Source organism: Enterobacter cloacae complex sp. 418I7, from assembly GCF_050030705.1.
Lineage (GTDB): Bacteria > Pseudomonadota > Gammaproteobacteria > Enterobacterales > Enterobacteriaceae > Enterobacter > Enterobacter intestinihominis.
Window position 1 is genome coordinate 2,098,289 of sequence record NZ_JBLGUU010000001.1, and the last position, 22,231, is coordinate 2,120,519.

A 22,231-nucleotide genomic window follows, 5' to 3' on the forward strand; every position below is an offset into this window, starting at 1 on the left:
TTATAGATTAATTTTGTATGGTCATTATTTATTTTTAAACGAAATATCCCCTAAACCAGCCGGGGCACTGTGTTATTTTTCTCGCGTGGTGAATCCCCCTGTGCGGAGGGGCTAAACAGCACGTGTAGCTTAGGCAATCAGTAGCGGGTCAAGGTGGCTGACCAACGACTCACCGGGAGGCACCCGGCACCACACATACGTTAAAGCTTGTATCTCGCTAAATTTATTAGGGATGGTGTATGAAGTTGGGCTTTTTGGCTGGAGCAGTGCTGGCAACCTGGTTGTCTTTAACCTACCCGACGCAAATGAGAGCTGTTTTTGAACAACTGGTTACGATAGTGCAGCAAATCACGCAGCCTTCAGCAGAGCCTCATTCTGATATGGTCACACCGGAACAGTCATATCCTTGATTGTTATATTTACGATGAACGTTAGCCATCTTAATAGTTAACCTGTGCTTATTTTTCTGATGGGCTTATTATTGGCCGGGCAGAGGTTACCGCCACCCGGCCTGACGGTCTTAAACGATCGCGTTAGGGCACGCTTCGCCCTTATCAAGCTGCTGTAAATTCCCCAGCGTGGTTTCCGAAATACTGATCAGCGCTTCGGCGGTCAGAAACGCCTGGTGGCCGGTGAACAACACGTTGTGGCAGGCCGACAGGCGACGGAACACGTCGTCCTGAATCACGTCGTTAGATTTATCCTCAAAGAACAGATCGCGTTCGTTCTCATACACGTCCATACCCAACGCGCCGATTTTTTGCGTTTTCAACGCTTCGATAGCGGCCTGAGAGTCGATCAGTCCGCCGCGGCTGGTATTAATGATCATCACGCCGTCTTTCATCTGGTCGAACGCCGACTGGTTAAGCAGGTGATAGTTTTCCGGGGTCAACGGACAGTGCAGGGAGATAACATCAGACTGCGAGAAGAGCGTTTTCAGATCGACATACTCCACGCCCAGCTCCAGCGCAGCGGCGCTTGGGTACGGATCAAACGCCAGCAGGCGCATGCCAAATCCTTTCAGGATGCGTAGGGCGGCCACACCAATTTTGCCGGTACCGATCACGCCTGCGGTTTTACCGTACATGGTAAAGCCAGTCAGCCCTTCCAGAGAGAAATTGGCATCACGGGTACGCTGATAAGCACGGTGAATACGACGGTTGAGCGACATCATCATCCCGACGGCATGTTCTGCCACGGCTTCCGGAGAATAAGCCGGAACGCGAACGACCTTCAGACCCAGCTCTTTGGCGGCATCGAGATCGACGTTGTTAAAGCCCGCGCAGCGCAGGGCAATGTATTTCACGCCCTGTTTTTTCAACTCTTCCAGTACCGGTCGGCTACCGTCATCGTTAACGAAGATACACACGCCTTCGCAGCCGTGGGCGGTTTTAGCCGTCTTTTCAGTCAGCAGAAAGTCGAAAAATTCAAGATCGAAACCGTACGTCTCGTTAACATGTTGCAGATACTTTTTGTCGTACTGCTTTGTGCTATATACCGCGAGTTTCATAAGACTTTCTCCAGTGATTTTGGAACCACGTTAGCATGTTTAAAATTATCTTACAATTTTTCAAAATTCATTGAAATCAATAAGTTCTATGAATTATTGTAGAGCATCTACTCTTAAAAATGGCATTACCTTCAACTGACTGGCTAAACATGCGACAATGAGCGGCAAGAACGGCTTATTTATTTCGCAAAATCAGGATATTAACTGCCCATGAAGGGTAAATACAAAGCCGCAATCGCGCTATTACTGCTGCTATTTCTTGTGCCGCTGACGCTGCTGATGACGCTCGCCCAGTGGGTGCCCACGCTCGCGGGGATCTGGCTTCCCGTTGGAACACGCATCGCGTTTGAAAAAAGCCCACGGCTCATGCGCCACGCCCTGATCATCCCCGATCTCCGTTATCTGGTAGAAGAGTGCGAAATTGCCCGCGTGGAAAACGTGACCCTGTCACACCCCAGCCGCTGGGATCTGGATATTGGCGCACTTGAACTTAACTCTGTCTGCCTGAGCAAATTACCGCAATCGGCGCCGTCTACGGTGGCGCCGAAAACGCTGGCGCAGTGGCAGGCCATCCTGCCCAACACCTGGCTGACCATCCACCGTTTTACCCTTTCTCCCTGGCAGCAGTGGGAGGGTGAGCTGCATGCCTCACTGACGCCAGCCCGCCAGGACATCACCTATAAAGGCGAGCAGGTGAGCATTAAGGGGCAGTTGCGCGGCCAGACGCTCTCCATCAGCCAGTTCGATGTGCAGCTGCCGGACCAGTCGCAGCCCGTGAAGCTGGTCGGTGAATTTACCCTGCCGCTGGTGCCGGACGGCGTACCGGTGAAAGGGCATACGGTCGCGACCTTTAACGTGCCACAGTTATCCTCGCTGGTCGATGCCGATCTGGACTGGGAGGATAATCAGGGCCAGCTGGTGGTCATGGCGCGGGACAACCCCGATCCGCTGCTCGATTTACCGTGGCAGATCACCGCTCAGCAGTTGACCATCAGCGACGGGCGCTGGAACTGGTCAGCCTCCGGTATGCCGATGAGCGGTCGCATCGGCCTGAAGGTGGATAACTGGCAGCAGGGGCTGGAGAAAGCCACCTTCACGGGGCGGCTCAACGTGCTGACCCAGGGAGATGCGGGTAAGGGCAACGCGGTACTGAATATCGGTCCCGGCTCGCTCAGTATGGAAAACAGCGCTATGCCGCTGCACCTGAGCGGGGAAGCCAAGCAAAACGATCTGATCCTGTATGCCAGACTCCCGGCGAAGCTGACCGGCAGCCTTTACGATCCGCAGCTTACGTTTGAACCCGGCGCACTATTGCGCTCGCGCGGACGCATCATTGACTCGCTGGATATCGATGAGATCCGCTGGCCGCTGGCGGGCGTGAAGCTCACGCAAAAGGGCGTGGACGGCCGCCTGCAAGCCATTCTGCGGGCGCATGAAAACGAGATGGGCAATTTTGAGCTGCATCTGGACGGCCAGGCTAACGACTTTTTACCGGACAACGGTTTGTGGCAGTGGCGCTACTGGGGTAAAGGGAACTTCACGCCGATGAACGCGCGCTGGGATGTCCGGGGAACCGGGGAGTGGCGCGACAACGTTATCGAACTGACCGATCTTTCCACGGGGTTCGACAAATTGCAGTACGGCACGATGCTGGTCAGCAAACCGCGCCTGGTGCTGGATCACCCGGTGCGCTGGTCGCGGGACCCGGATAACCCCACCTTTAGCGGCGCGCTCGCGCTCAATGCCGGGCAAACAAGCTTTTCAGGCGGAAGCGTGCTGCCGCCGTCCGTTTTGACCTTCAGCGTTGACGGGACAGACCCGACGGTGTTCCAGTTTAAAGGGAATCTTCATGCGGATGACATCGGCCCGGTCCAGGTGAATGGACGCTGGGACGGCGAACGCCTCCGCGGTCAGGCCTGGTGGCCAAAACAGTCTCTTACAGTGTTCCAGCCGCTGATCCCGCCAGACTGGAAAATGACCCTGCGCGGCGGCGAAATGTACGCGCAGGTGGCTTTCTCAGCGGCCCCCGACCAGGGGTTTGAGGCCGGGGGGCACGGGGTGCTGAAAGCGGGCAGCGCGTGGATGCCGGATAACGAAATCAACGGCGTTGATTTTGTTCTGCCGTTCCGCTTAAGCCAGGGCACCTGGTCACTGGGCACGCGCGGACCGGTAACGTTACGAATTGACGAGGTGAAAAACCTGGTCACAGCCCGAAATATCACCGCGGATCTTCAGGGCGATTATCCCTGGACCGAAGCGAACCCGCTCCTGCTCACCAACGTGAAGGTGGAAGCACTCGGCGGGAAAATCACCATGCAGCAGTTGAGAATGCCGCAGCACGATCCGGCTTTACTGCGCGTGGATAATATTTCCTCCAGCGAACTGATAAGCGCGGTAAATCCGAAGCAGTTTGCCATGTCCGGCCCGGTGAGCGGCGCGCTGCCGTTCTGGCTGGACAATGAGAAATGGATCATTAAAGATGGCTGGCTGACCAACCCGGGGCCGATGACACTGCGCATCGACCAGGACACGGCGGATGCCATTGTGAAAGACAACGTGGTTGCCGGGGCGGCGATCAACTGGCTCCGCTATATGGAAATTTCGCAGTCGTGGACAAAACTCAATGTGGATAATCTGGGTGTGTTAACCATGCAGGCGGCCATTAAAGGCACCAGCCGCGTCGAGGGCAAAAGCAGTTTCGTTAACCTGAATTACACCCATGAAGAGAACATTTTTACCCTCTGGCGCAGCCTGCGCTTTGGGGACAATCTGCAAACATGGTTTGAGCAACATGCGGCGATACCCCTTCTCCGCAGTTCGACAGGCAAGGAAAGTGAGGAACAACAATGAAAAAGAGGGCTGGTGTACTCACCGTGGCCGTCGTCGCGCTGCTGTCAGGCTGCACGCCGCGCATTGAAGTGGCGGCGCCCAAAGAGCCGATCACCATCAACATGAACGTGAAAATCGAGCATGAAATCCATATCAAGGTGGATAAAGACGTCGAAGCCCTGCTGAAATCCCGCAGCGATCTGTTCTGAGGATGCCATGAAACGATTAGCTCTGATGTTACTGGCGCTGGGGATGAACGTTCACGCCGCCACGCTTACGCTCAACGATGCGCGCACCCAGGGGCGCGTAGGGGAAACCCTGAGCGGCTATCTTGCGCCCGTTCAGCACGACGCTGAAACCCTGGCGCTGGTGAACCGTATCAACGCCGCACGCACGGAAAGTTACCAGCAGCTTGCTGACAGCAATAATTTGCCCGTCGACGAGGTGGCGAAAATGGCGGGGCAAAAGCTGGTGGCCCGCGCGCAGCCGGGTGAGTACGTGAAGGGGATTAACGGCAAATGGCTGAAAAAGTAACTAGCGGTAACGCTTACGGTATTCGCCCGGCGAAACCCCGAAACGCTGCTTAAAGGCGGTGGAAAAATGGCTATGGTCGGTAAAGCCCCAGCTGTAGCCAATGCCCGCCAGCTTTTCGTCATCGCCGATGGAACGCAGCGCCTGAGCGCATAAATCGAGGCGACGGTTCTTGATATACTGCGCTACCACCAGCCCTTTCCCGGCAAACATGCGGTACAAGCTACGCACGGACATGCCGCTCTCTGAGGCTATCCACTCCGGTCTTAACGCCTCCGACTGAATATGATCGTCAATCAGGGACAGAACGTGGCGGAACTGACGCTCCTTGCGCGGCAGCACCTCGTCATGCTGCTGGAAGGCCGGACGCAGCAGACACACCATCGCCTCCAGCGCCGCTTCGCTTTCACTGGCGCTGAGATCGGCATTGCCCATGCTCTCCTGTAACAGTCGGTAGCTCAGCTGTACGGTAGGCAAACTGCGGGAGAGGGGCAACGCGCACCTCACTTCCTGAAAACGCGCGTGTTGCTCAATGATTTGTCGCGGGAGCAGCAGCGAAATCTGGCGGGAACGCTCCTGCCAGTAAATGGAGCACGGGCGGGAGGCGTCAATCAGCGTGATATCCCCGGCTTTCAGCAGCGCGCGCTGGTCGTCCTGTTCGATTCCGGCGCTGCCTTCCAGCTGAAACACGGTGTAGAACCAGGCATCGTTGCCGTTTTTGATCTCCTGACGGGTGCGAAACAGGTTAACGCCTGCGGCGGTCACCGTGCTCAGCTTCAGACTTTGGGTATAGCTGGTTTCCAGTTCGCCGAGAAACGTCCCCTCTAACGGACGTGCCGCAAAGCGCCCACAAACCTGGTTAATTTGCGCCAGCCACTGCTGAAAATTGTCCTGTTCGCTTGCACATGCCATTGATGTTCTCGCTGCACCGTCACTGTTTTCGCATTGTTGCATTTATGTTGCATTTTGTCAGGGCTACGAGGCTGACTATAGGAAAGAACACTCAACGGTTACAGCGATATAAGCGGGAATTATCACGATTTGCGGAGCCTGTCACAGCTGGCAAAGCGAATGTCACACAGACAAAAGCAGGAATGCGAATCCCCTCTTAGACTGCATACACACCCTGCGAAGCATAACGAAGGAGTATCCTATGTCCGAATCACACGTCGCCGTCCTGCCTGGCGTGCAGCAGTTTTTAGATCGCCAGCACGGCCTGTGGATCGAAGGGCGTCAGGCGGCATCCGATAGCGAAAAGCGTCTGAACGTCTATAACCCGGCGACCGGAGAGGTCATTGCCTCCACCGCCGATGCCAGCGTTGATGATGTCGATCGTGCGGTGATGTCTGGCTGGCGCGCCTTTGTCGCCCGAAGCTGGGCCGGGCGGCTTCCGGCAGAGCGGGAACGCATCCTGCTGCGGTTTGCGGATCTGGTGGAACAGCATGGCGAAGAGCTGGCACAGCTCGAAACCCTGGAGCAGGGGAAATCGATTAACATTTCCCGCGCCTTCGAGGTGGGCTGCACCCTGAACTGGATGCGCTACACGGCAGGGCTGACCACCAAAATTGCCGGTAAAACCCTCGATCTCTCGATTCCACTGCCGCAGGGCGCGCGTTATCAGGCGTGGACGCGTAAAGAGCCGGTTGGGGTCGTGGCGGGGATTGTGCCGTGGAACTTCCCGCTGATGATTGGCATGTGGAAAGTGATGCCCGCGCTGGCGGCAGGTTGCTCCATCGTGATCAAACCCTCGGAAACCACGCCGCTCACCCTGTTACGGGTGGCGGAACTGGCGAGCGAGGCGGGGATCCCGGATGGCGTTTTCAACGTGGTGACCGGCAGTGGCGCCGTCTGTGGCGCGGCACTGACCTCGCACCCGCGCATTGCCAAAGTGAGCTTTACCGGATCGACGGCGACGGGCAAGCAGATTGCCCGCGCGGCGGCGGATACGCTAACGGGCGTGACGCTGGAACTGGGCGGCAAAAACCCGGCCATCGTGCTGAAAGATGCCGATCCGGCGTGGGTGATTGAAGGGCTGATGACCGGCAGCTTCCTGAATCAGGGGCAGGTCTGCGCGGCCAGTTCACGTATATATATTGAAGCTCCGCTGTTCGACACGCTGGTCAGCGGCTTTGAACAGGCCGTGAAATCCCTGAGCGTCGGGCCGGGCATGTCGCCGGATGCGTTTATCAACCCGCTGGTGTCGCGCGCCCACTGCGATAAGGTCCAGGCGTTTCTGGATGAGGCGAAGGCGCACAATGCGGAGCTGATCGCCGGGAACCGGGGGCCAGACGGCAAAGGCTATTACGTTTCGCCAACGCTGGTGGTCAACCCGGATAATCATCTGCGACTGACGCGTGAAGAGGTCTTCGGGCCGGTGGTGAATCTGGTCCGTGTAGCTGACGGGGAAGAGGCGCTTCAGCTGGCGAACGACACTGAATACGGCTTAACGGCCAGCGTCTGGACGCAGAACATCAGTAAAGCGCTGGAGTACACCGACAGACTACAGGCCGGAACCGTGTGGGTGAACAGCCACACGCTGATAGACGCCAACCTGCCGTTCGGCGGCATGAAGCAGTCTGGCACCGGGCGCGATTTCGGCCCCGACTGGCTGGATGGCTGGTGTGAAACCAAGTCGGTGTGTGTGCGGTATTAATAAAACGCCGGGTAAGGCGAAGCCAGCACCCGGCATTATTTAACGCGACCACCTATCCCGCCCGGACTCCTTCGCCCGATACAACGCCGCATCGGCGCGGGCGATGATTTCCGGGCCGGCCAGTCCTGGGGTATAGCCGGCAATGCCCATACTCACCGTCACACATTCACTCACCTTCGACGCGCTGTGCGCAATGGCTGCGGTGCGCAGGCCAGCCTGGATCCGCGCGGCGACTTTCTCAGCAACGCTTTCTTCACAGTCAAAGAGGATCACGACGAACTCCTCACCACCGTAGCGCGAAACCACATCCTCTGGCGTGCGCACCGAGGTGTTCAGCACCTCCGCGACCCGCGCGAGACACGCGTCTCCCGCCTGGTGACCATAGGTGTCGTTATACAGTTTGAAGTAGTCCACATCCAGCATCAGGACCGTGAAGCGTTTGCCTTGCTCCACCGCGTTTTCCAGCACCAGCTCCATCGCCCTGCGGTTGGCCGTTTTCGTCAGCGGATCCTGATGGGCCAGCGCATCCAGCCGCGAAATTAAACGCTGATTCTGCTGGTTGCGACGCCAGGCCTCTTCAAACCAGCTTAAGAGGATGTAGCGTCCGCAAACGAGAATGAACGTGAACACCACCCACAGCCCGGCAAAGCGAAGGTTCATCTCCTGATTCAGCAGCATGCTGGCAACGGGCATGGTGATCCACAGCGGCGCGATAAAGCACACCAGCCCCACCGGATGAAAATAGAGCGCGGTCATACCGGCCATCAGCAGGGTAACGAATATCGGCCAGGGATGAGGAAGCTGTATCACGTTGATAAACCAGTAACAACTTATCGACCATAGCAGGCTACACATTAACAGCACGGTGCTGACGCCGCGGATGTGGCGCCAGGCCATTATTACCAGCGCCACGGAAAGGATGACTACCCCCAGCATGGAAGCGTCAATCATCTGTGTGAGAGGTGGGCTGACGTGTAAGAGGGTATCAATTTGGCCGAACAGGGAATTGCGCAGCAGGATCATTAGCGCAAAGCTCGCGTTGACGAAGGCGAGCCACGGCAGGTTCATGGCCAGCCCGTGGACAACCATGGCGTTACGGGTCGGCCAGGTCGCGGGCTCCGGAGTGGCGTTGTGTCTTTTTTCCATGAGAGAGAATGTCCCTGTGGCGGGCGGAAAGACCGCCCGCGAGTGCATGCCTTTACGGGGTCACAATGTTAAACCAGAATTCAAATTTATCCATGTAACCGAGCATGGCATCGAGTTTTGCGGCATCGCCCGTCACTTTGATATCGCCATTATCCTGAGCCTGTTTAAGCGTCACTTCTTTCAGGATGATTTTATTCAGCGTATCGCGGTTGAGGGTCACGGTCGCGTCAGCATCCTTCGCTTCGGCGTTCGCCGTGTGGTTCAGCACGCCATTTTCCAGCTCCAGCTTGTATTTGCCGCCGTCGCTGCCGAGGTCGATGTTAAACACCGATTTTGCATCCGCTGCTTTTTCACCGTTGATATGCACCGCCAGATAGTCAAAGAACATTTCTGGCGTCATTGCGCGCACGGTATCCGGGCTGGCGGTATTCGGGGTGGGACCTTTCACCACGCCGTTACGCAACTCCTGCGCGCCGGTCAGGTAGAAGTTACGCCATGGGCCGGATTCAGCCTGATAACCCAACTGCTCCAGGGCATCCGCTTCAAGGTTACGTGCGGCCTGGTTGTTTGGATCGGCGAATACCACTTTGCTGACCACCTGAGCCACCCAGCGATAGTTGCCCTGGTCAAAATCGGTTTTAGCTTTACTCAGGATGGCATCCGCGCCTCCCATATACTCCACAAATTTCTTCGCGGCTTCTTCAGGCGGCAGTTCATCCAGGGTCGCGGGGTTGCCGTCAAACCAGCCTAAATAGAGCACGTAGGTGGCTTTGACGTCATGACTGACTGAACCGTAATAGCCTCGGTTGGCCCAGGTATTGGCCAGGGAGTTCGGCAGCTTGAAGTTGGCGGCGATCTCGTCACGCGTCAGCCCTTCATTCGCCATGCGCAGGGTCTGGTCGTTGATGTAGCGGTAGAGGTCGCGCTGGCTTTTCAGCAGGTTAACCACATTCTCGTTGCCCCAGGTCGGCCAGTGGTGCTGCGCCATGATAACTTCGGCCTTATCACCCCAGCGTACAATTGCCTGGTTGATGTATTTCGACCATGGCAGCGGTTCACGAATTTTCGCACCGCGCAGGGAGTAGGTGTTGTGCAGGGTATGGGTAACATCTTCCGCAGATTCGATCAGCTTTTTCTCTTCGATATACCAGAGCATCTCAGAAGGCGCTTCGGAGCCCGGCGCGAGCATAAAATCATAGGTCAGGCCATCGATCACCTCTTTCTGACCATCTTTCTCGATGATATTGGTCGGGGCAATCAGGGTCACCGTCCCGGCGGAGGTGGTGGTGCCGAGCCCCGCACCCACCTGGCCTTTCGCATCCGGCTTCAGCAGGTTGCCGTACATATAGCTGGCGCGGCGGCTCATGACGTTGCCCGCCATGATATTTTCCGCGACGGCGGCCTCCATAAATCCGGCTGGCGCGTAGACTTTAACCTTGCCGGACTTCACGTCGGCTTCGTCCACCACGCCGCGCACGCCGCCATAGTGGTCAACGTGGCTGTGGGTGTAAATAACAGCGACGACAGGTTTCTTGCCGCGATTTTTATAGTAAAGATCCATCCCGACTTTGGCCGTCTCCGCCGACACCAGCGGGTCGACCACGGTAATGCCTTCTTTACCTTCAATAATGGTCATGTTTGACAGGTCGAGGTTACGGATCTGGTACACGCCCTCGGTGACTTCAAACAGGCCGCTGATGTTAATCAGCTGGGACTGACGCCATAAGCTCGGGTTAACCGAATCGGGCGCTTTATCGCCTTCCTTGATAAAGGCGTACTGCTGTGGATCCCAGACGGTGTTGCCTTGCTCCCCTTTGATAATTTCCTGAGGTAGCGGGGCGATAAACCCTTTGTGGGCATTGGTAAAATCGGTGTTATCGGAGAAAGGAAGCTGGTTGAAGAGTGCGTTGTTGGCCTGCTGAGTTGCTGCGGTTGCATCCTTAGGGGCTTCTGCGGCCCAGGCTGAACTGGCGGAAATGAAAAAACCGGCCAGCGCAAGGCTTCTTGCTATCTCATTGACTTTCATCCTAAAACCTCTCGGTTATGTATAGCGTTGTTCATGGACACTTCGATATCTACAAAATGTTTCAGATGTTGCAAAAGCATTAAGCGAAGTAACATTAACTATAATCGGGGAGTGGTATTCAGCAAGAAAGCGAATGAAAAACCGGGCATCGTGCCCGGTCAACGTGTTATTTCTGCTCTTTTTTCTTACCGAGCGTTGGCGTCTCGTCAAAGAAGTTCCACGGCTTGAGTAACGTGTGCACCCATTCCGTCGGCATTATCGGCCACTCCTCGGCGCGGGCGACATGGGTGGTGCCGGTGGTCATCCAGATGACGTTATCCTGGTCGTTCAGCGACTCGTTATCTTTGCTGTACTGGCCGAGGCCCGTATCATGCGTGGAACGGTTCGGGTATTTTCCCTCCGGGTACATCTCGTCGGGATGGTAACGCGTCACCCACAGCTGTTTATCCATAAAGCTCAGGCGGTGATAAATCCACTCGTCCGGGGCAAACTTCGCGCCCGTCGCCACCGGGTGTGTGCCCCCCGCGTAAGGGATGATCTGATACGAGACCGGGTTGCCCATGCGGTTCTCTTTGCTGGTGTTGCTCAGCAGGCGGATGGTGCCCGGATCAAACTTCTGCGCCGCCTGCTGTTCGGTATCAATATCATACTGATTCACCTGCATGGTGCTGGTGCGCGGACCGCCAGCGGTGTTCGGTTTGACGTCCGGATCCATGGCCACCAGCTTGTTGTTGATGCCGTCCACGTCCATATCCAGACGGAAGTTGTAGATGTGCTGGTGGGTGGTGCCGACAATATTATGGTCGATCAGCGTACCGTATCGGGTGTCATCCTTCGCGGTGGCATCATGCATGGTTTTCGTCTGCACGCCTTTCACCGCTTCAATGCCCGTGGCCCCTGCATCAATGCCGATGGTGCCGTTTTCGTGGAATACCCAGTCGAAGATATAATCGTAGTTACCCACGGTGCTGACCCAGCGCACCACCAGCTCGCGGCGCTCGGTGCTGACGTTGGGTTTACCTAACTCCTGATGCTTATACTCCGGCCCGGCGTAACGCTCGAAAATGGCGATCGCCCGGGGGATCTCCATTGGCGCACCGGTATAGTCCGGGATGGTTTCGTTGAGCATCACGGCGTTAGACGGAACATCCTTGCCGCGCACCAGCGGGGAGGTCAGGGTACCCATGCCGTAATCACCGGAGTCCAGGTAGGCCTTAAAGTACCAGCCGATATCCGGGTCGCCGTACGGCACAATCATGCCCCCGAGCGATCCCTGATACATCACCTGTCGCTTTTTGCCGTTGTCGTTATAGGTCACGGTGGAGATCATCGGGCCGACGCGCGAGTCCAGGCTCAGATGAAAATCCCAGTTCTGCCAGTGCACCATATCCCCGGTAATGGTGTAGTTCTTGCCTTCCGGCTCGATAATCTCCAGCGGTTTTTTCACCGTTTCAACGCGGTCACGGCCATCATAAGGACGCGGGGTGAGCGGCACCGGCACGACCGGGCCTTCCTCAATCTTCTGGATTTTCTTCTGCTCAAGATCCACCACCGCAACCAGGTTTTCGATCGGGTGCGCCCAGTAGTTACCGTCACCCACGTCGAGATAGCTGATCACTTTCAGCAGGCGGTCTTCCTGTTTCAGCCCATCCTTGCCGTCAAAAAAGCCGACGGTAAGCGGGGTGGTGATCACTTTCTTCGGATCGGTAATGCCGCGCTTTTTCAGCACGGCGGCAAACTCCGGGCTTTCATTGATGATCTGCTGCACGGTATTGAAGTCATCCAGCAGCACCATGCCGTGCGCGTCTTTGATCGGCTCCCAGCGGAGGATCTTTTTGTCCTTCAGATCCACCCGGCTTTCGATGATGCGTTTGCCGTCAAGCATAATGATATTGGCCTGGCGCGGCGCATCCACCGCCGTGCCGTTAAGCACGAAGTCCCAGACTTTGGCTTTTTCTGGCTCCGCCAGCGCAATCTGGGTAAAGCGGGTATTGGGTTTAAAATCCGTAGAGGCTTTCACGATTGCTACGGCCTGGTTGATTTCATCAGCCGTCAGCGCGTTTAACGGGTGGGGGCTTTTTTCAACCTGGAATGTCTGATCAAGACCGGACTGAAAGACATCGTTGATAAAAGTCTCCGGGATATAGGCCTTATTGTTCTTCATCACCACGGGCACCTGGAGCGTCAGCGGTTTGCCGTTAACGATGGCGGTGTTGGCGCCGGGTTTGACCTTCACAAAGGCACCGTCTTTAGCGATGGTGAACATCTGGGCGTAATCATCCCACTGCACGTCCGCGCCAAACGCCTGAAGCGTTTTGTCCATCGGGACCATATGCGCCTCGCTGCCGTGAGCGTAAACAGGGGATTGCCAGGCGCAACAGAGCGCAACGGCCATGGCCAGTGTCGTTCTACGGGCAAAAAAAGAAGAATTGCTTCCCATCGCAGACCTCATCTTGTTGTGTTTATTGTGTTGTGTCAGCCTTATCCTGACAGGCGCGCACGAAAAGCGTTTGCCTGCATCTGCCAGGTTGTTTGTCAGTCTTGCCAGGTTAAAAAAAGACCGGGGGTGCATCACACCCCGTGAAAGTGAAAGTGTGCTTCAGTAAGGTGAACTGTCGAGATGAATGCAGACATCGAAACCTACCGTCGTGAACGAATAAACCGTACCGCGAACGCGAAGATAAATGTCTCCATTTTTAATTGCCACTGAAGCTTTATCATCATCGGTGATCATGACGGGATTGATATTCTTAATGTTAGACATGAATTCTTCCGGACTTTTTTTCGCATCAAAGAGATAAATATGAGACCTGTTTTTAGACAGTGAGCCCGTCTCAACCTGGGTGATGTAAAGAGTTAAACGATCGTTAACCTTGATTTTTTCCTGCAAATTTTCATACACGGTAAAAAGATCGCGGAAAGGGTATGCAATGAATATGAGAAAACTAAAGATAATAATTCCAGCTCGCCAGTTAAAAACCCGAACGTCGCGCATAATCTATTCCTGCCCTTATCCATAACTGATCGACTGGATCATCACCGTAATTATTATTGTTCTGGAATTTTGCAAATTCGGCAGGATCGCTTGTCCCGGCAAGAATCTGTGCAGTGCCTGCCCCCCGGAGCAGAATTCCCTCAGGAATGCCTGCTGCCGCACCAACGGCACCGTAATGAAAATTGCCAAAATTGGCATACTCTGCACGGCCTTGTTTATAATCCCAGGGACCATGGTTTCTGACCATTTGATAAAACCATATGTAGGTCATTAATGAGGGGCCACCATGAAATCGCGCTATTATCATGTGGCTAACGACGTCCACGCCAGGTGGTGCAAAGGATGCAATATTATAGGGTGTTGAATAGGAAGGATTTCGCATATTTAACGCTCAGCCCAACAGTCTGCAAACTGTATATTACCATCGCAATATGTCCATGTTATTTTATCATAGCGTAGTTCCACGACTTCAAGATGATTATGTTTTTCTTTCGTCGGGTCTTTAATGTCATGCATCAATGGCGTAACGGAAACGACGCGAATATTATCGAGACGCATATTGTAATATTCTACTTCCTGTCCGGCGTCATTAATGCGATACCACCTGAACTCGGCCGTTTTAAGGGTTTGGCCAGTCGCAACGGCTTTCATCAGGTAAGGGGAGGAGGAATCGATTTCTTTTTGAAATACGACTGGGGCATGGTTACGTTTACTGGTAATTTTCCCGGTCAATGGATCGGTTGGGAGGCGAAGATTGTGTGTAAAGCCAGTGACTTCAATGCTTCCCTCACGGTAACAAACATCCACCGAGCCTGTAATTTTTGTACCACCATCGTCAGTCAAGAAAAGGTAAACAGGAATTGCCATAGTCTGTTAATCATCCATGTAATTTAACGCGGGAATATTCCCGGCGATAAATAATAACTATGCTAACTATACGGTCAATTTGCTTAGTGTTTCCGGTTGTAACTTATCCAAACCAGGCAGACTGGATGGTTCGATTAATCAAAGCCAACCAGTCCCTGTATTACCTTCCGTTTATTTTGATGCGCTCAAACACTCCAGGCAGCAAGGTTAATGCCATTGCTTTGATTAAAAGTCACCCTGCTGGCGCACCACCAGCGTCAGGATGGAGTAAAGCGCCACGGCCTGCTGATGCTGGTTGAAGATCTCCACCGCCCATTCCACCACGCCAGTCGGTTTTTCCTCGGCAGTGCGCTGTTTCTTCAGCGTTTTACGTTTACAGGTCAGGCGCACCTGAATGGTATCGCCCGGCTTGACCGGCTCGATAAAGCGCAGGTTTTCCATGCCGTAGTTGGCAATGACCGGCCCAACCCCGGCATCGACAAACAGCCCCGCCGCGGCGGAAATCAGGAAATAACCGTGTACCACGCGCTCGCCAAAAATCGACTCCGCCGCGCCAATTTTGTCCATATGGGCATAGAAATGATCCCCGCTCAGGCAGGCAAAATTCACGATATCCGCTTCCGTCAGGGTACGACGCGGGGTCAGCAGGCTGTCGCCCGGCTGTAACTCCTCGAAGTATTTACGGAACGGATGAACGCGATCTTCCAGCACCTCCGCGCCACGGACCCACTGTTTGCCGATGGCGGCGAGCATGGAAGGGCTGCCCTGAATGGCCGTGCGCTGGAGATAGTGCTTCACCGCACGCAGGCCGCCCAGCTCCTCGCCGCCGCCCGCACGTCCCGGGCCGCCGTGCACCAGCTGCGGTAGCGGTGAACCGTGGCCGGTGGATTCTTTCGAGGATTCCTGGTTGAGGATCTGAATGCGTCCGTGGGCGCGCGCGGCACCGGCAATAAATTGCCGCGCCACGTTTGAATCTGCCGTGACCAGCGTTCCCGCCAGGCTGCCGCCGCCCGCCCGCGCCAGCTGCATGGCGTGTTCACTGTTGCGGTACGGCATCAGGGTGGCGACGGGGCCAAAGGCTTCGGTGGCGTGAACGGCCGGAGTTTCGTCCGGCTGCGGGCAGAACAGCAGGGTGGGCGGGAAGAATGCCCCAGCCGCCTGCATATCGGCTTTACCACCCAGACGGATCTGGCAGCCCGAGGCAAGCAGATGATCGACTTTTTCCTGCACGTCAGCACGTTGCTCACTGTTGACGAGAGCCCCCATCTTCACCCCTTCCTGGGCCGGATCGCCGACGACCACGTTCTCCAGCCGCGCAATCAGCGCCTGGCTGACGGCTTCAACCTGTGCTTCCGGCACGATGATGCGGCGGATGGCGGTACATTTTTGCCCGGCTTTGACGGTCATCTCGCGCACCACTTCGCGAATAAACAGCGCAAACTCCGGCTGCTCCGGCGTCACGTCCTCACCCAGCACGCAGCAGTTAAGGGAATCCGCTTCCATGGTAAACGGAATGGAATGCGCGACGATATTCGGATGTACGCGCAGGCTCTGCCCGGTGCTGGCCGACCCGGTAAACGTCACCACGTCCTGGCTGTCGAGCTGGTTCAGCAGATCGCCCGCGCCACCACAGATCAGGCTGATGGCGCCGTCCGGCACCAGTCCGCTCTCGACGATCGCTTTCACCATTGCCTGAGTCACCTGCGCGGTGGCGGTGGCGGGCTTGATGATGGCGGGCATCCCGGCAAGCCAGGTGGGTGCGAGCTTTTCCAGCATCCCCCAGCACGGGAAGTTGAACGCGTTGATATGCACCGCCACGCCGGATTTCGACGTTAACACGTGACGTGCCGCAAAGCCGCCTTCCTTCGACAGCGGGATCAGCTCATCCTCCGGCCACAGGGTATCGTCCGGCAGCTCACGGCTGCCGAGGCTTGCGTAGGTGAAGAGGGTGCCGATACCGCCTTCAATATCCACCCAGCTGTCGGCCTTCGTCGCGCCGGTCTGGGCTGACAGGGCATAAAACCGATCCTTCTGGCTCAGCAGATGTTTGGCCACCGCCTTCAGCATGGCGGCGCGCTCGATAAAGCTCATTGCGCGGAGCGCTTCTCCGCCGTGTTCAATGGCGTAACGGCGCGCGGCCGCCATATCCAGCCCTTCGCTGGTGACTTCAAATAGCGTTTCCCCGCTGATGGCGTGGGTGATGGTGCGCTCGCGGCCCCGGCCTGATTGCCAGGTGCCGGACAAGAAGCTGGCTAACTGCTGCATTTCTTCTCTCCAGGTGTTTCGTGATTTCACTATAAATAGTTTGATCGCGAATCATAAAAATCAAGCTGAGTTTTAATGAATTGTTAACGTTGTGATCTCTATTGCTTAGCCTGACCACCCGAAAGCCTTGTGTCATCGGCCTTTAATGAAAAGGCTTGCGAGCGTCGTCACAAAATAATCAAACACTTCTTGGGGTTATATTTAACCTTTGTGTAACTTTTAAGAAACCAAATGATTCACCATTTTGCTGTTTGTGGTGATTTAACGAATCACAAAGGTGGTTATGTGACGCAAGAACAACGCTTTGAGCAACGCATCGCACAGGAGACGGCCATCGAGCCGCAGGACTGGATGCCGGATGCCTATCGCAAGACGCTGATCCGCCAGATTGGACAGCACGCCCACTCTGAGATTGTCGGCATGCTGCCGGAAGGAAACTGGATCACCCGCGCGCCGACGCTGCGCCGGAAAGCCATTCTGCTGGCGAAGGTTCAGGACGAAGCCGGACACGGCCTGTACCTCTACAGCGCGGCGGAAACGCTGGGCTGCGCCCGGGAGGACATCTATCAAAAGATGCTCGACGGCAAGATGAAATACTCCTCCATCTTCAACTATCCGACCCTGAGTTGGGCCGATATCGGCGTCATTGGCTGGCTGGTGGACGGGGCGGCCATCGTGAACCAGGTGGCGCTGTGCCGTACGTCTTACGGCCCGTACGCCCGGGCGATGGTGAAAATCTGTAAAGAAGAGAGCTTCCACCAGCGTCAGGGTTTTGAGGCCTGCATGGCGCTGGCGCAGGGCAGCGAAGCACAGCGGCAGATGTTGCAGGACGCCATCAACCGTTTCTGGTGGCCCGCGCTGATGATGTTCGGACCCAACGACGACAACTCCCCAAACAGCGCCCGCAGTCTCGCCTGGAAGATCAAACGCTTTGGCAACGATGAGCTTCGCCAGCGCTTCGTGGACAACACGGTGCCTCAGGTGGAGATGCTCGGCATGACCGTGCCGGATCCCGACCTGCGTTTCGATGAAGAGAGCGGCCACTACCGCTTCGGCGAAATCGACTGGCACGAATTTGACGAGGTGATCAACGGGCGCGGGATCTGCAACCACGAACGTCTGGCCGCAAAACGTAAAGCCTGGGACGACGGCGCATGGGTGCGTGAAGCCGCTCTGGCCCACGCGGAAAAACAACGCGCCCGCCAGGCCGCATAAGAGGAATCAACCATGAGCAATGTTTACTGGCCGTTATACGAAGTTTTTGTCCGTTCGAAGCAGGGGCTGTCGCACCGCCATGTGGGCAGCCTTCACGCTGCCGACGACCGCATGGCGCTGGAAAACGCGCGCGATGCCTATACCCGCCGCAGCGAAGGCTGTTCCATCTGGGTGGTGAAGGCGAGTGAAATCGTCGCCTCCCAGCCGGAAGAGAGCGGGGAGTTTTTCGATCCGGCGGAAAGCAAGGTCTACCGCCATCCGACGTTTTACACCATCCCTGATGGCATTGAGCATATGTGAGGTTGGGGATGAACAACGTATCTGCTTATGCCCTGCGTCTGGGCGACAACGGTCTGGTGCTCTCACAGCGTCTGGGCGCCTGGTGCGGCCATGCGCCGGAGCTGGAAATTGACCTGGCGCTCGCCAATATCGGCCTTGATCTGCTCGGGCAGGCGCGCAATTTCCTGACCTACACCGCTGAACGGGAGGGTAAGGGCGATGAAGACACCCTGGCCTATTGCCGCGATGAGCGTCAGTTCCGCAATCTGCTGCTGGTGGAACAGCCAAACGGCAGCTTCGCCGACACCATTGCCCGTCAGTATCTGATGGATGCGTGGAACGTAGCGCTGTACGAACGGTTGATCCACAGCAGCGACAGTCAGCTTGCCGCCATCGCGGCAAAAGCCATTAAAGAGGCGCGCTATCACCTGCGCTTCAGCCGCGGCTGGCTGGTGCGGCTGGGGGACGGGACAGAAACCTCCTCACAGAAAATGCAGCAGGCGGTGGATAGCCTGTGGCGCTTTACGGCTGAATTGTTCGACGCCGACGACGTCGAGCTGGCGCTGGTTGACACCGACGTGGCGGTTGATCCGCGCGCCCTGCGGGAACCGTGGGAGCGCGAAGTGTTTGCCGGGCTGGCGGAAGCTACCCTCCGCGTGCCCGAGGAAGTGGCGTATCGCTCGGGCGGCAAGAAGGGGCTACATACTGAACACCTCGGACCGATGCTGGCTGAGATGCAGTATCTCCAGCGCGTTTACCCCGACCAGCAGTGGTAAAGGAGAACGCTATGCAACGCCTCGTCGACATTGCGCCTGCCCAAATCCCGCAGATTTGGGCGCTGTTAAGCCAGATCCCCGACCCGGAAGTGCCGGTGCTGACCATCACCGACCTGGGCATGGTGCGCAGCGTGAAGGCACAGGGGGAAGGCTGGGTCATCGGCTTCACGCCAACCTATTCGGGCTGTCCGGCAACGGAGCATCTGCTGGGGGCGATCCGCGAAACTCTGACCGGGAACGGCTTTTCCCCGGTACATATTGTGCTGCAACTGGAGCCCGCCTGGACCACCGACTGGATGACCGACGATGCCCGCAGGCGCCTGCGGGAATATGGCATCAGCCCGCCTGTCGGCCATAGCTGCCACGCCCACGTTCCTGCGGAGGTGAGCTGCCCGCGCTGTGCGAGCACCGATACCTCGCTCATCAGTGAATTTGGTTCCACGGCCTGCAAAGCGCTCTACCGCTGCAATACCTGCCGTGAGCCCTTCGACTATTTCAAATGTATTTGAGGCTGCCATGACAACGTTTCATTCATTAACAGTGGCAAAAGTGGAACCCGAAACCCGCGACGCGGTGACCATTACCTTCGCGGTGCCGCAGGCGTTACAGGAGGCGTACCGCTTCCGTCCCGGTCAGCATTTGACCCTGAAAGCCAGTCCTGGCGGGGATGAACTGCGCCGCTGCTACTCCATCTGCCGGAGCACCGCGTGCGGTGAGATCAGCGTGGCGGTCAAAGCCATCGAGGGCGGACGTTTTTCCCGCTATGCCCGGGACGAGATCAAACCTGGCATGGCGCTGGAGGTGATGGTTCCCCAGGGGCATTTTGGCTACCAGCCGCAGGCCGAACGCGAAGGCCACTATCTGGCGATTGCCGCCGGGTCCGGGATCACCCCGATGCTGGCGATTATGTCCGCTACGCTGGCCACTGAAGCCCACAGCCACTTCACCCTGATTTACGGCAACCGCAGCAGCCAGAGCATGATGTTCCGCCGGGCGCTGGCGGACCTGAAAGATAAATACCCGCAGCGTTTGCAGCTGATCTCCATCTTCAGCCAGGAGACGCTCGACAGCGATCTGCTCCATGGCCGTATTGACGGGGAAAAGCTCCAGGCGCTGGCAAAAACGCTGGTGAATTTCCGCCAGTACGATGAAGCCTTCATCTGCGGCCCGTCGGCGATGATGGACGAGGCTGAGGCGGCGCTGAAAGCGCTGGGTATGCCGGAAAAAGCGATCCATCTTGAGCGCTTTAACACGCCGGGAACCCCCGTTAAACGGACAGTCAGCGTGCAGGCCGACGGGCAGAAGGTCACCGTCCGTCAGGACGGGCGCGACAGGGAGATCACCCTGACGGCGGACGACGAGAGCATTCTTGACGCGGCCCTGCGTCAGGGGGCGGATCTGCCTTACGCCTGCAAGGGCGGCGTGTGCGCCACCTGCAAATGCAAAGTGCTTCGCGGGAAGGTGGACATGGCGACCAACTACAGCCTGGAGCCGGACGAGCTGGCCGCAGGCTATGTGCTGAGCTGTCAGGCGCTGCCGTTAACCGCTGACGTTATCGTCGATTTTGATGCGAAGGGGATGGCATGAGCGAACTGATTGTCACCCGTCATGGCCGCGTGTTGCAGCTGACGCTTAACCGTCCGGCGGCGCGCAACGCGCTCAACAATGCCCTGCTCACGCAAATTGCGGAGCAGCTTGAAGCCGCCGCCGCGGATGCGGAGATCGCCGTCTGTGTGATTTACGGCAACGAACGCTGCTTTGCCGCCGGGGCCGATCTCAACGAAATGGCGGAGAAAGACCTGCCCGCAACCCTGAACGATATCCGCCCGCAGCTGTGGGCGCGGATAAACGCCTTCACCAAACCGCTGATTGCCGCCGTGAACGGCTACGCGCTGGGGGCAGGCTGTGAGCTGGCGCTGCTCTGCGACGTGGTGATTGCCGGTGATAACGCCCGCTTTGGCCTGCCGGAAATCACCCTCGGGATCATGCCGGGCGCAGGCGGCACACAGCGACTAATCCGCAGCGTGGGCAAATCGCTGGCCAGCAAAATGGTGCTGACGGGCGAAAGCATCACGGCGGTTCAGGCGCACAGCGCCGGGCTGGTCAGTGACGTCTACCCGGCCTCGCTGACGCTGGAGTACGCCCTGAAGCAGGCGGGGCTGATGGCGCGCCACTCGCCGCTGGCGTTACAGGCGGCGAAGCAGGCGCTTCGCCAGTCGCAGGAAGTGCCGCTTCAGGCCGGGCTGGCGCAGGAGCGTCAGCTGTTTGCGCTGCTCGCGGCCACCGACGATCGCCGGGAAGGTATCAACGCCTTTTTACAAAAACGCACCCCAGACTTTAAAGGACGCTAATTGTGGAATTTATTCTGAGCCATGTTGAGCAGGGCGTAATGACCATTACGCTGAACCGCCCGGAGCGCCTGAACAGCTTTAACGACGTCATGCACCAGCAGCTTTCCGAATGCCTGAAGCAGGCCGAGCGCGATGACGCCATCCGCTGCCTGCTGATCACCGGGGCAGGACGCGGTTTCTGCGCCGGGCAGGATCTCAACGACCGTAACGTGGACCCGAACGGCCCTGCGCCGGATCTGGGCATGTCCGTTGAGACTTTTTACAACCCGCTGGTGCGCCGCCTGGCAAAACTGCCGAAGCCGGTGATTTGCGCGGTTAATGGCGTGGCGGCGGGGGCAGGTGCCACGCTGGCCCTCGGCTGTGACATGGTGATTGCGGGCCGTTCAGCCAGCTTTGTGATGGCCTTCAGCAAGCTCGGGCTGGTACCGGACTGCGGCGGAACCTGGCTGCTGCCGCGCGTGACCGGACGCGCCCGCGCCATGGGGCTGGCATTGCTGGGCGACAAGCTCAGCGCCGAGCAGGCACAGGCCTGGGGAATGATCTGGCAGGTGGTGGACGACGAGCAGCTCTCCGCCACCGCACAACAGATGGCGCTGCATTTTGCCTCGCAGCCGACCTATGGCCTGGGCTTGATCAAGCAGGCAATCAACGCCGCCGAAACCAACACCCTCGACGCCCAGCTTGATCTGGAGCGCGACTATCAACGTCTGGCCGGACGCAGCGACGACTACCGGGAAGGCGTCAGCGCGTTCCTGGCAAAACGCGCGCCGAACTTTACGGGGAAATAA

At 57.1% G+C, this 22,231-nt stretch carries 20 protein-coding genes; 11 read left to right on the forward strand and 9 right to left on the reverse strand.

All coding sequences use genetic code 11. The features are described 5' to 3' along the window. Nucleotides 1-520 precede the first annotated feature (520 nt). Nucleotides 521-1,510 (reverse strand): 2-hydroxyacid dehydrogenase, encoded by a 990-nt coding sequence (locus ACQG0S_RS10210; protein ID WP_003857375.1) that lies wholly within the window; start codon nt 1,508-1,510, stop codon nt 521-523. Nucleotides 1,511-1,720: 210 nt separating this feature from the next. On the opposite strand from ACQG0S_RS10210, the gene ACQG0S_RS10215 reads away from it, so the two are divergent. The 3 genes from ACQG0S_RS10215 to ACQG0S_RS10225 are packed head-to-tail and all read left to right on the forward strand — an operon-like array spanning nt 1,721 to nt 4,873. Beyond that, nucleotides 1,721-4,360, forward strand: coding sequence for a YdbH family protein (locus ACQG0S_RS10215; RefSeq protein ID WP_063138216.1), 2,640 nt, complete (start codon nt 1,721-1,723; stop codon nt 4,358-4,360). Beyond that, nucleotides 4,357-4,548 carry a YnbE family lipoprotein gene (locus ACQG0S_RS10220; RefSeq protein WP_003857369.1) on the forward strand — a complete coding sequence of 64 codons (192 nt, stop codon included), beginning with the start codon at nt 4,357-4,359 and terminating at the stop codon, nt 4,546-4,548. Before ACQG0S_RS10215 ends, ACQG0S_RS10220 begins: the two co-directional genes overlap by 4 nt. Before the next feature lie 7 nt (nt 4,549-4,555). After that, the gene (locus ACQG0S_RS10225) at nt 4,556-4,873 is read left to right on the forward strand and encodes a YdbL family protein (RefSeq protein WP_022648010.1); all 318 of its coding nucleotides are present in this window, start codon (nt 4,556-4,558) and stop codon (nt 4,871-4,873) included. On the opposite strand, the gene feaR is transcribed toward ACQG0S_RS10225, so the two are convergent. Continuing rightward, nucleotides 4,874-5,782 (reverse strand): transcriptional regulator FeaR, encoded by a 909-nt coding sequence (gene feaR, locus ACQG0S_RS10230; protein ID WP_048966598.1) that lies wholly within the window; start codon nt 5,780-5,782, stop codon nt 4,874-4,876. A gap of 241 nt (nt 5,783-6,023) precedes the next feature. Here feaR and ACQG0S_RS10235 point away from each other — a divergent pair, with 241 nt between their 5' ends. Next, complete coding sequence (locus ACQG0S_RS10235) at nt 6,024-7,523, forward strand: aldehyde dehydrogenase family protein (protein ID WP_022648012.1); 1,500 nt, start codon at nt 6,024-6,026, stop codon at nt 7,521-7,523. 39 nt (nt 7,524-7,562) lie between these two features. Here the strand turns inward: ACQG0S_RS10235 and ACQG0S_RS10240 are convergent, their stop codons facing one another. The 7 genes from ACQG0S_RS10240 to paaZ all read right to left on the reverse strand — a co-directional run bounded on the left by ACQG0S_RS10240 (nt 7,563) and on the right by paaZ (nt 16,822). After that, complete coding sequence (locus tag ACQG0S_RS10240) at nt 7,563-8,669, reverse strand: GGDEF domain-containing protein (protein WP_048966597.1); 1,107 nt, start codon at nt 8,667-8,669, stop codon at nt 7,563-7,565. Nucleotides 8,670-8,721: 52 nt separating this feature from the next. After that, a complete protein-coding gene (locus tag ACQG0S_RS10245; RefSeq protein ID WP_048966596.1) occupies nt 8,722-10,695 on the reverse strand; it encodes an alkyl/aryl-sulfatase in 1,974 nt (657 codons plus the stop codon). A 166-nt stretch (nt 10,696-10,861) separates the two neighbouring features. After that, on the reverse strand, nt 10,862-13,135 hold the full coding sequence (tynA, locus tag ACQG0S_RS10250; RefSeq protein ID WP_063138215.1) for a primary-amine oxidase: 2,274 nt from the start codon (nt 13,133-13,135) through the stop codon (nt 10,862-10,864). 159 nt (nt 13,136-13,294) lie between these two features. Then, nucleotides 13,295-13,690, reverse strand: a complete 396-nt coding sequence (locus ACQG0S_RS10255) for a hypothetical protein (protein WP_022648016.1) — start codon at nt 13,688-13,690, stop codon at nt 13,295-13,297. Next, a complete protein-coding gene (locus ACQG0S_RS10260; RefSeq protein WP_223825170.1) occupies nt 13,668-13,961 on the reverse strand; it encodes a polymorphic toxin type 44 domain-containing protein in 294 nt (97 codons plus the stop codon). Before ACQG0S_RS10260 ends, ACQG0S_RS10255 begins: the two co-directional genes overlap by 23 nt. Before the next feature lie 113 nt (nt 13,962-14,074). After that, on the reverse strand, nt 14,075-14,557 hold the full coding sequence (locus tag ACQG0S_RS10265) for an Hcp family type VI secretion system effector (protein WP_022648017.1): 483 nt from the start codon (nt 14,555-14,557) through the stop codon (nt 14,075-14,077). 225 nt (nt 14,558-14,782) lie between these two features. After that, nucleotides 14,783-16,822, reverse strand: coding sequence for a phenylacetic acid degradation bifunctional protein PaaZ (gene paaZ / locus ACQG0S_RS10270; protein ID WP_426750290.1), 2,040 nt, complete (start codon nt 16,820-16,822; stop codon nt 14,783-14,785). 285 nt (nt 16,823-17,107) lie between these two features. On the opposite strand from paaZ, the gene paaA reads away from it, so the two are divergent. Genes paaA through paaG form a run of 7 tightly spaced genes read left to right on the forward strand, consistent with a single transcriptional unit; the run spans nt 17,108 to nt 22,231 of the window. Then, the gene (gene paaA, locus ACQG0S_RS10275; protein WP_022648019.1) at nt 17,108-18,037 is read left to right on the forward strand and encodes a 1,2-phenylacetyl-CoA epoxidase subunit PaaA; all 930 of its coding nucleotides are present in this window, start codon (nt 17,108-17,110) and stop codon (nt 18,035-18,037) included. 12 nt (nt 18,038-18,049) lie between these two features. Beyond that, nucleotides 18,050-18,337: a 1,2-phenylacetyl-CoA epoxidase subunit PaaB gene (gene paaB, locus ACQG0S_RS10280; protein ID WP_003857353.1), complete on the forward strand. Its 288-nt coding sequence runs from the start codon at nt 18,050-18,052 to the stop codon at nt 18,335-18,337. 8 nt (nt 18,338-18,345) lie between these two features. Beyond that, nucleotides 18,346-19,092, forward strand: a complete 747-nt coding sequence (gene paaC / locus ACQG0S_RS10285) for a 1,2-phenylacetyl-CoA epoxidase subunit PaaC (RefSeq protein ID WP_048965976.1) — start codon at nt 18,346-18,348, stop codon at nt 19,090-19,092. A gap of 11 nt (nt 19,093-19,103) precedes the next feature. After that, the gene (gene paaD, locus ACQG0S_RS10290; RefSeq protein ID WP_003857347.1) at nt 19,104-19,601 is read left to right on the forward strand and encodes a 1,2-phenylacetyl-CoA epoxidase subunit PaaD; all 498 of its coding nucleotides are present in this window, start codon (nt 19,104-19,106) and stop codon (nt 19,599-19,601) included. A 7-nt stretch (nt 19,602-19,608) separates the two neighbouring features. Further along, nucleotides 19,609-20,679: a 1,2-phenylacetyl-CoA epoxidase subunit PaaE gene (paaE, locus tag ACQG0S_RS10295; RefSeq protein ID WP_022648022.1), complete on the forward strand. Its 1,071-nt coding sequence runs from the start codon at nt 19,609-19,611 to the stop codon at nt 20,677-20,679. Further along, complete coding sequence (gene paaF / locus ACQG0S_RS10300; protein WP_022648023.1) at nt 20,676-21,443, forward strand: 2,3-dehydroadipyl-CoA hydratase PaaF; 768 nt, start codon at nt 20,676-20,678, stop codon at nt 21,441-21,443. Before paaE ends, paaF begins: the two co-directional genes overlap by 4 nt. Continuing rightward, the gene (gene paaG, locus ACQG0S_RS10305; RefSeq protein WP_096216773.1) at nt 21,443-22,231 is read left to right on the forward strand and encodes a 2-(1,2-epoxy-1,2-dihydrophenyl)acetyl-CoA isomerase PaaG; all 789 of its coding nucleotides are present in this window, start codon (nt 21,443-21,445) and stop codon (nt 22,229-22,231) included. Before paaF ends, paaG begins: the two co-directional genes overlap by 1 nt.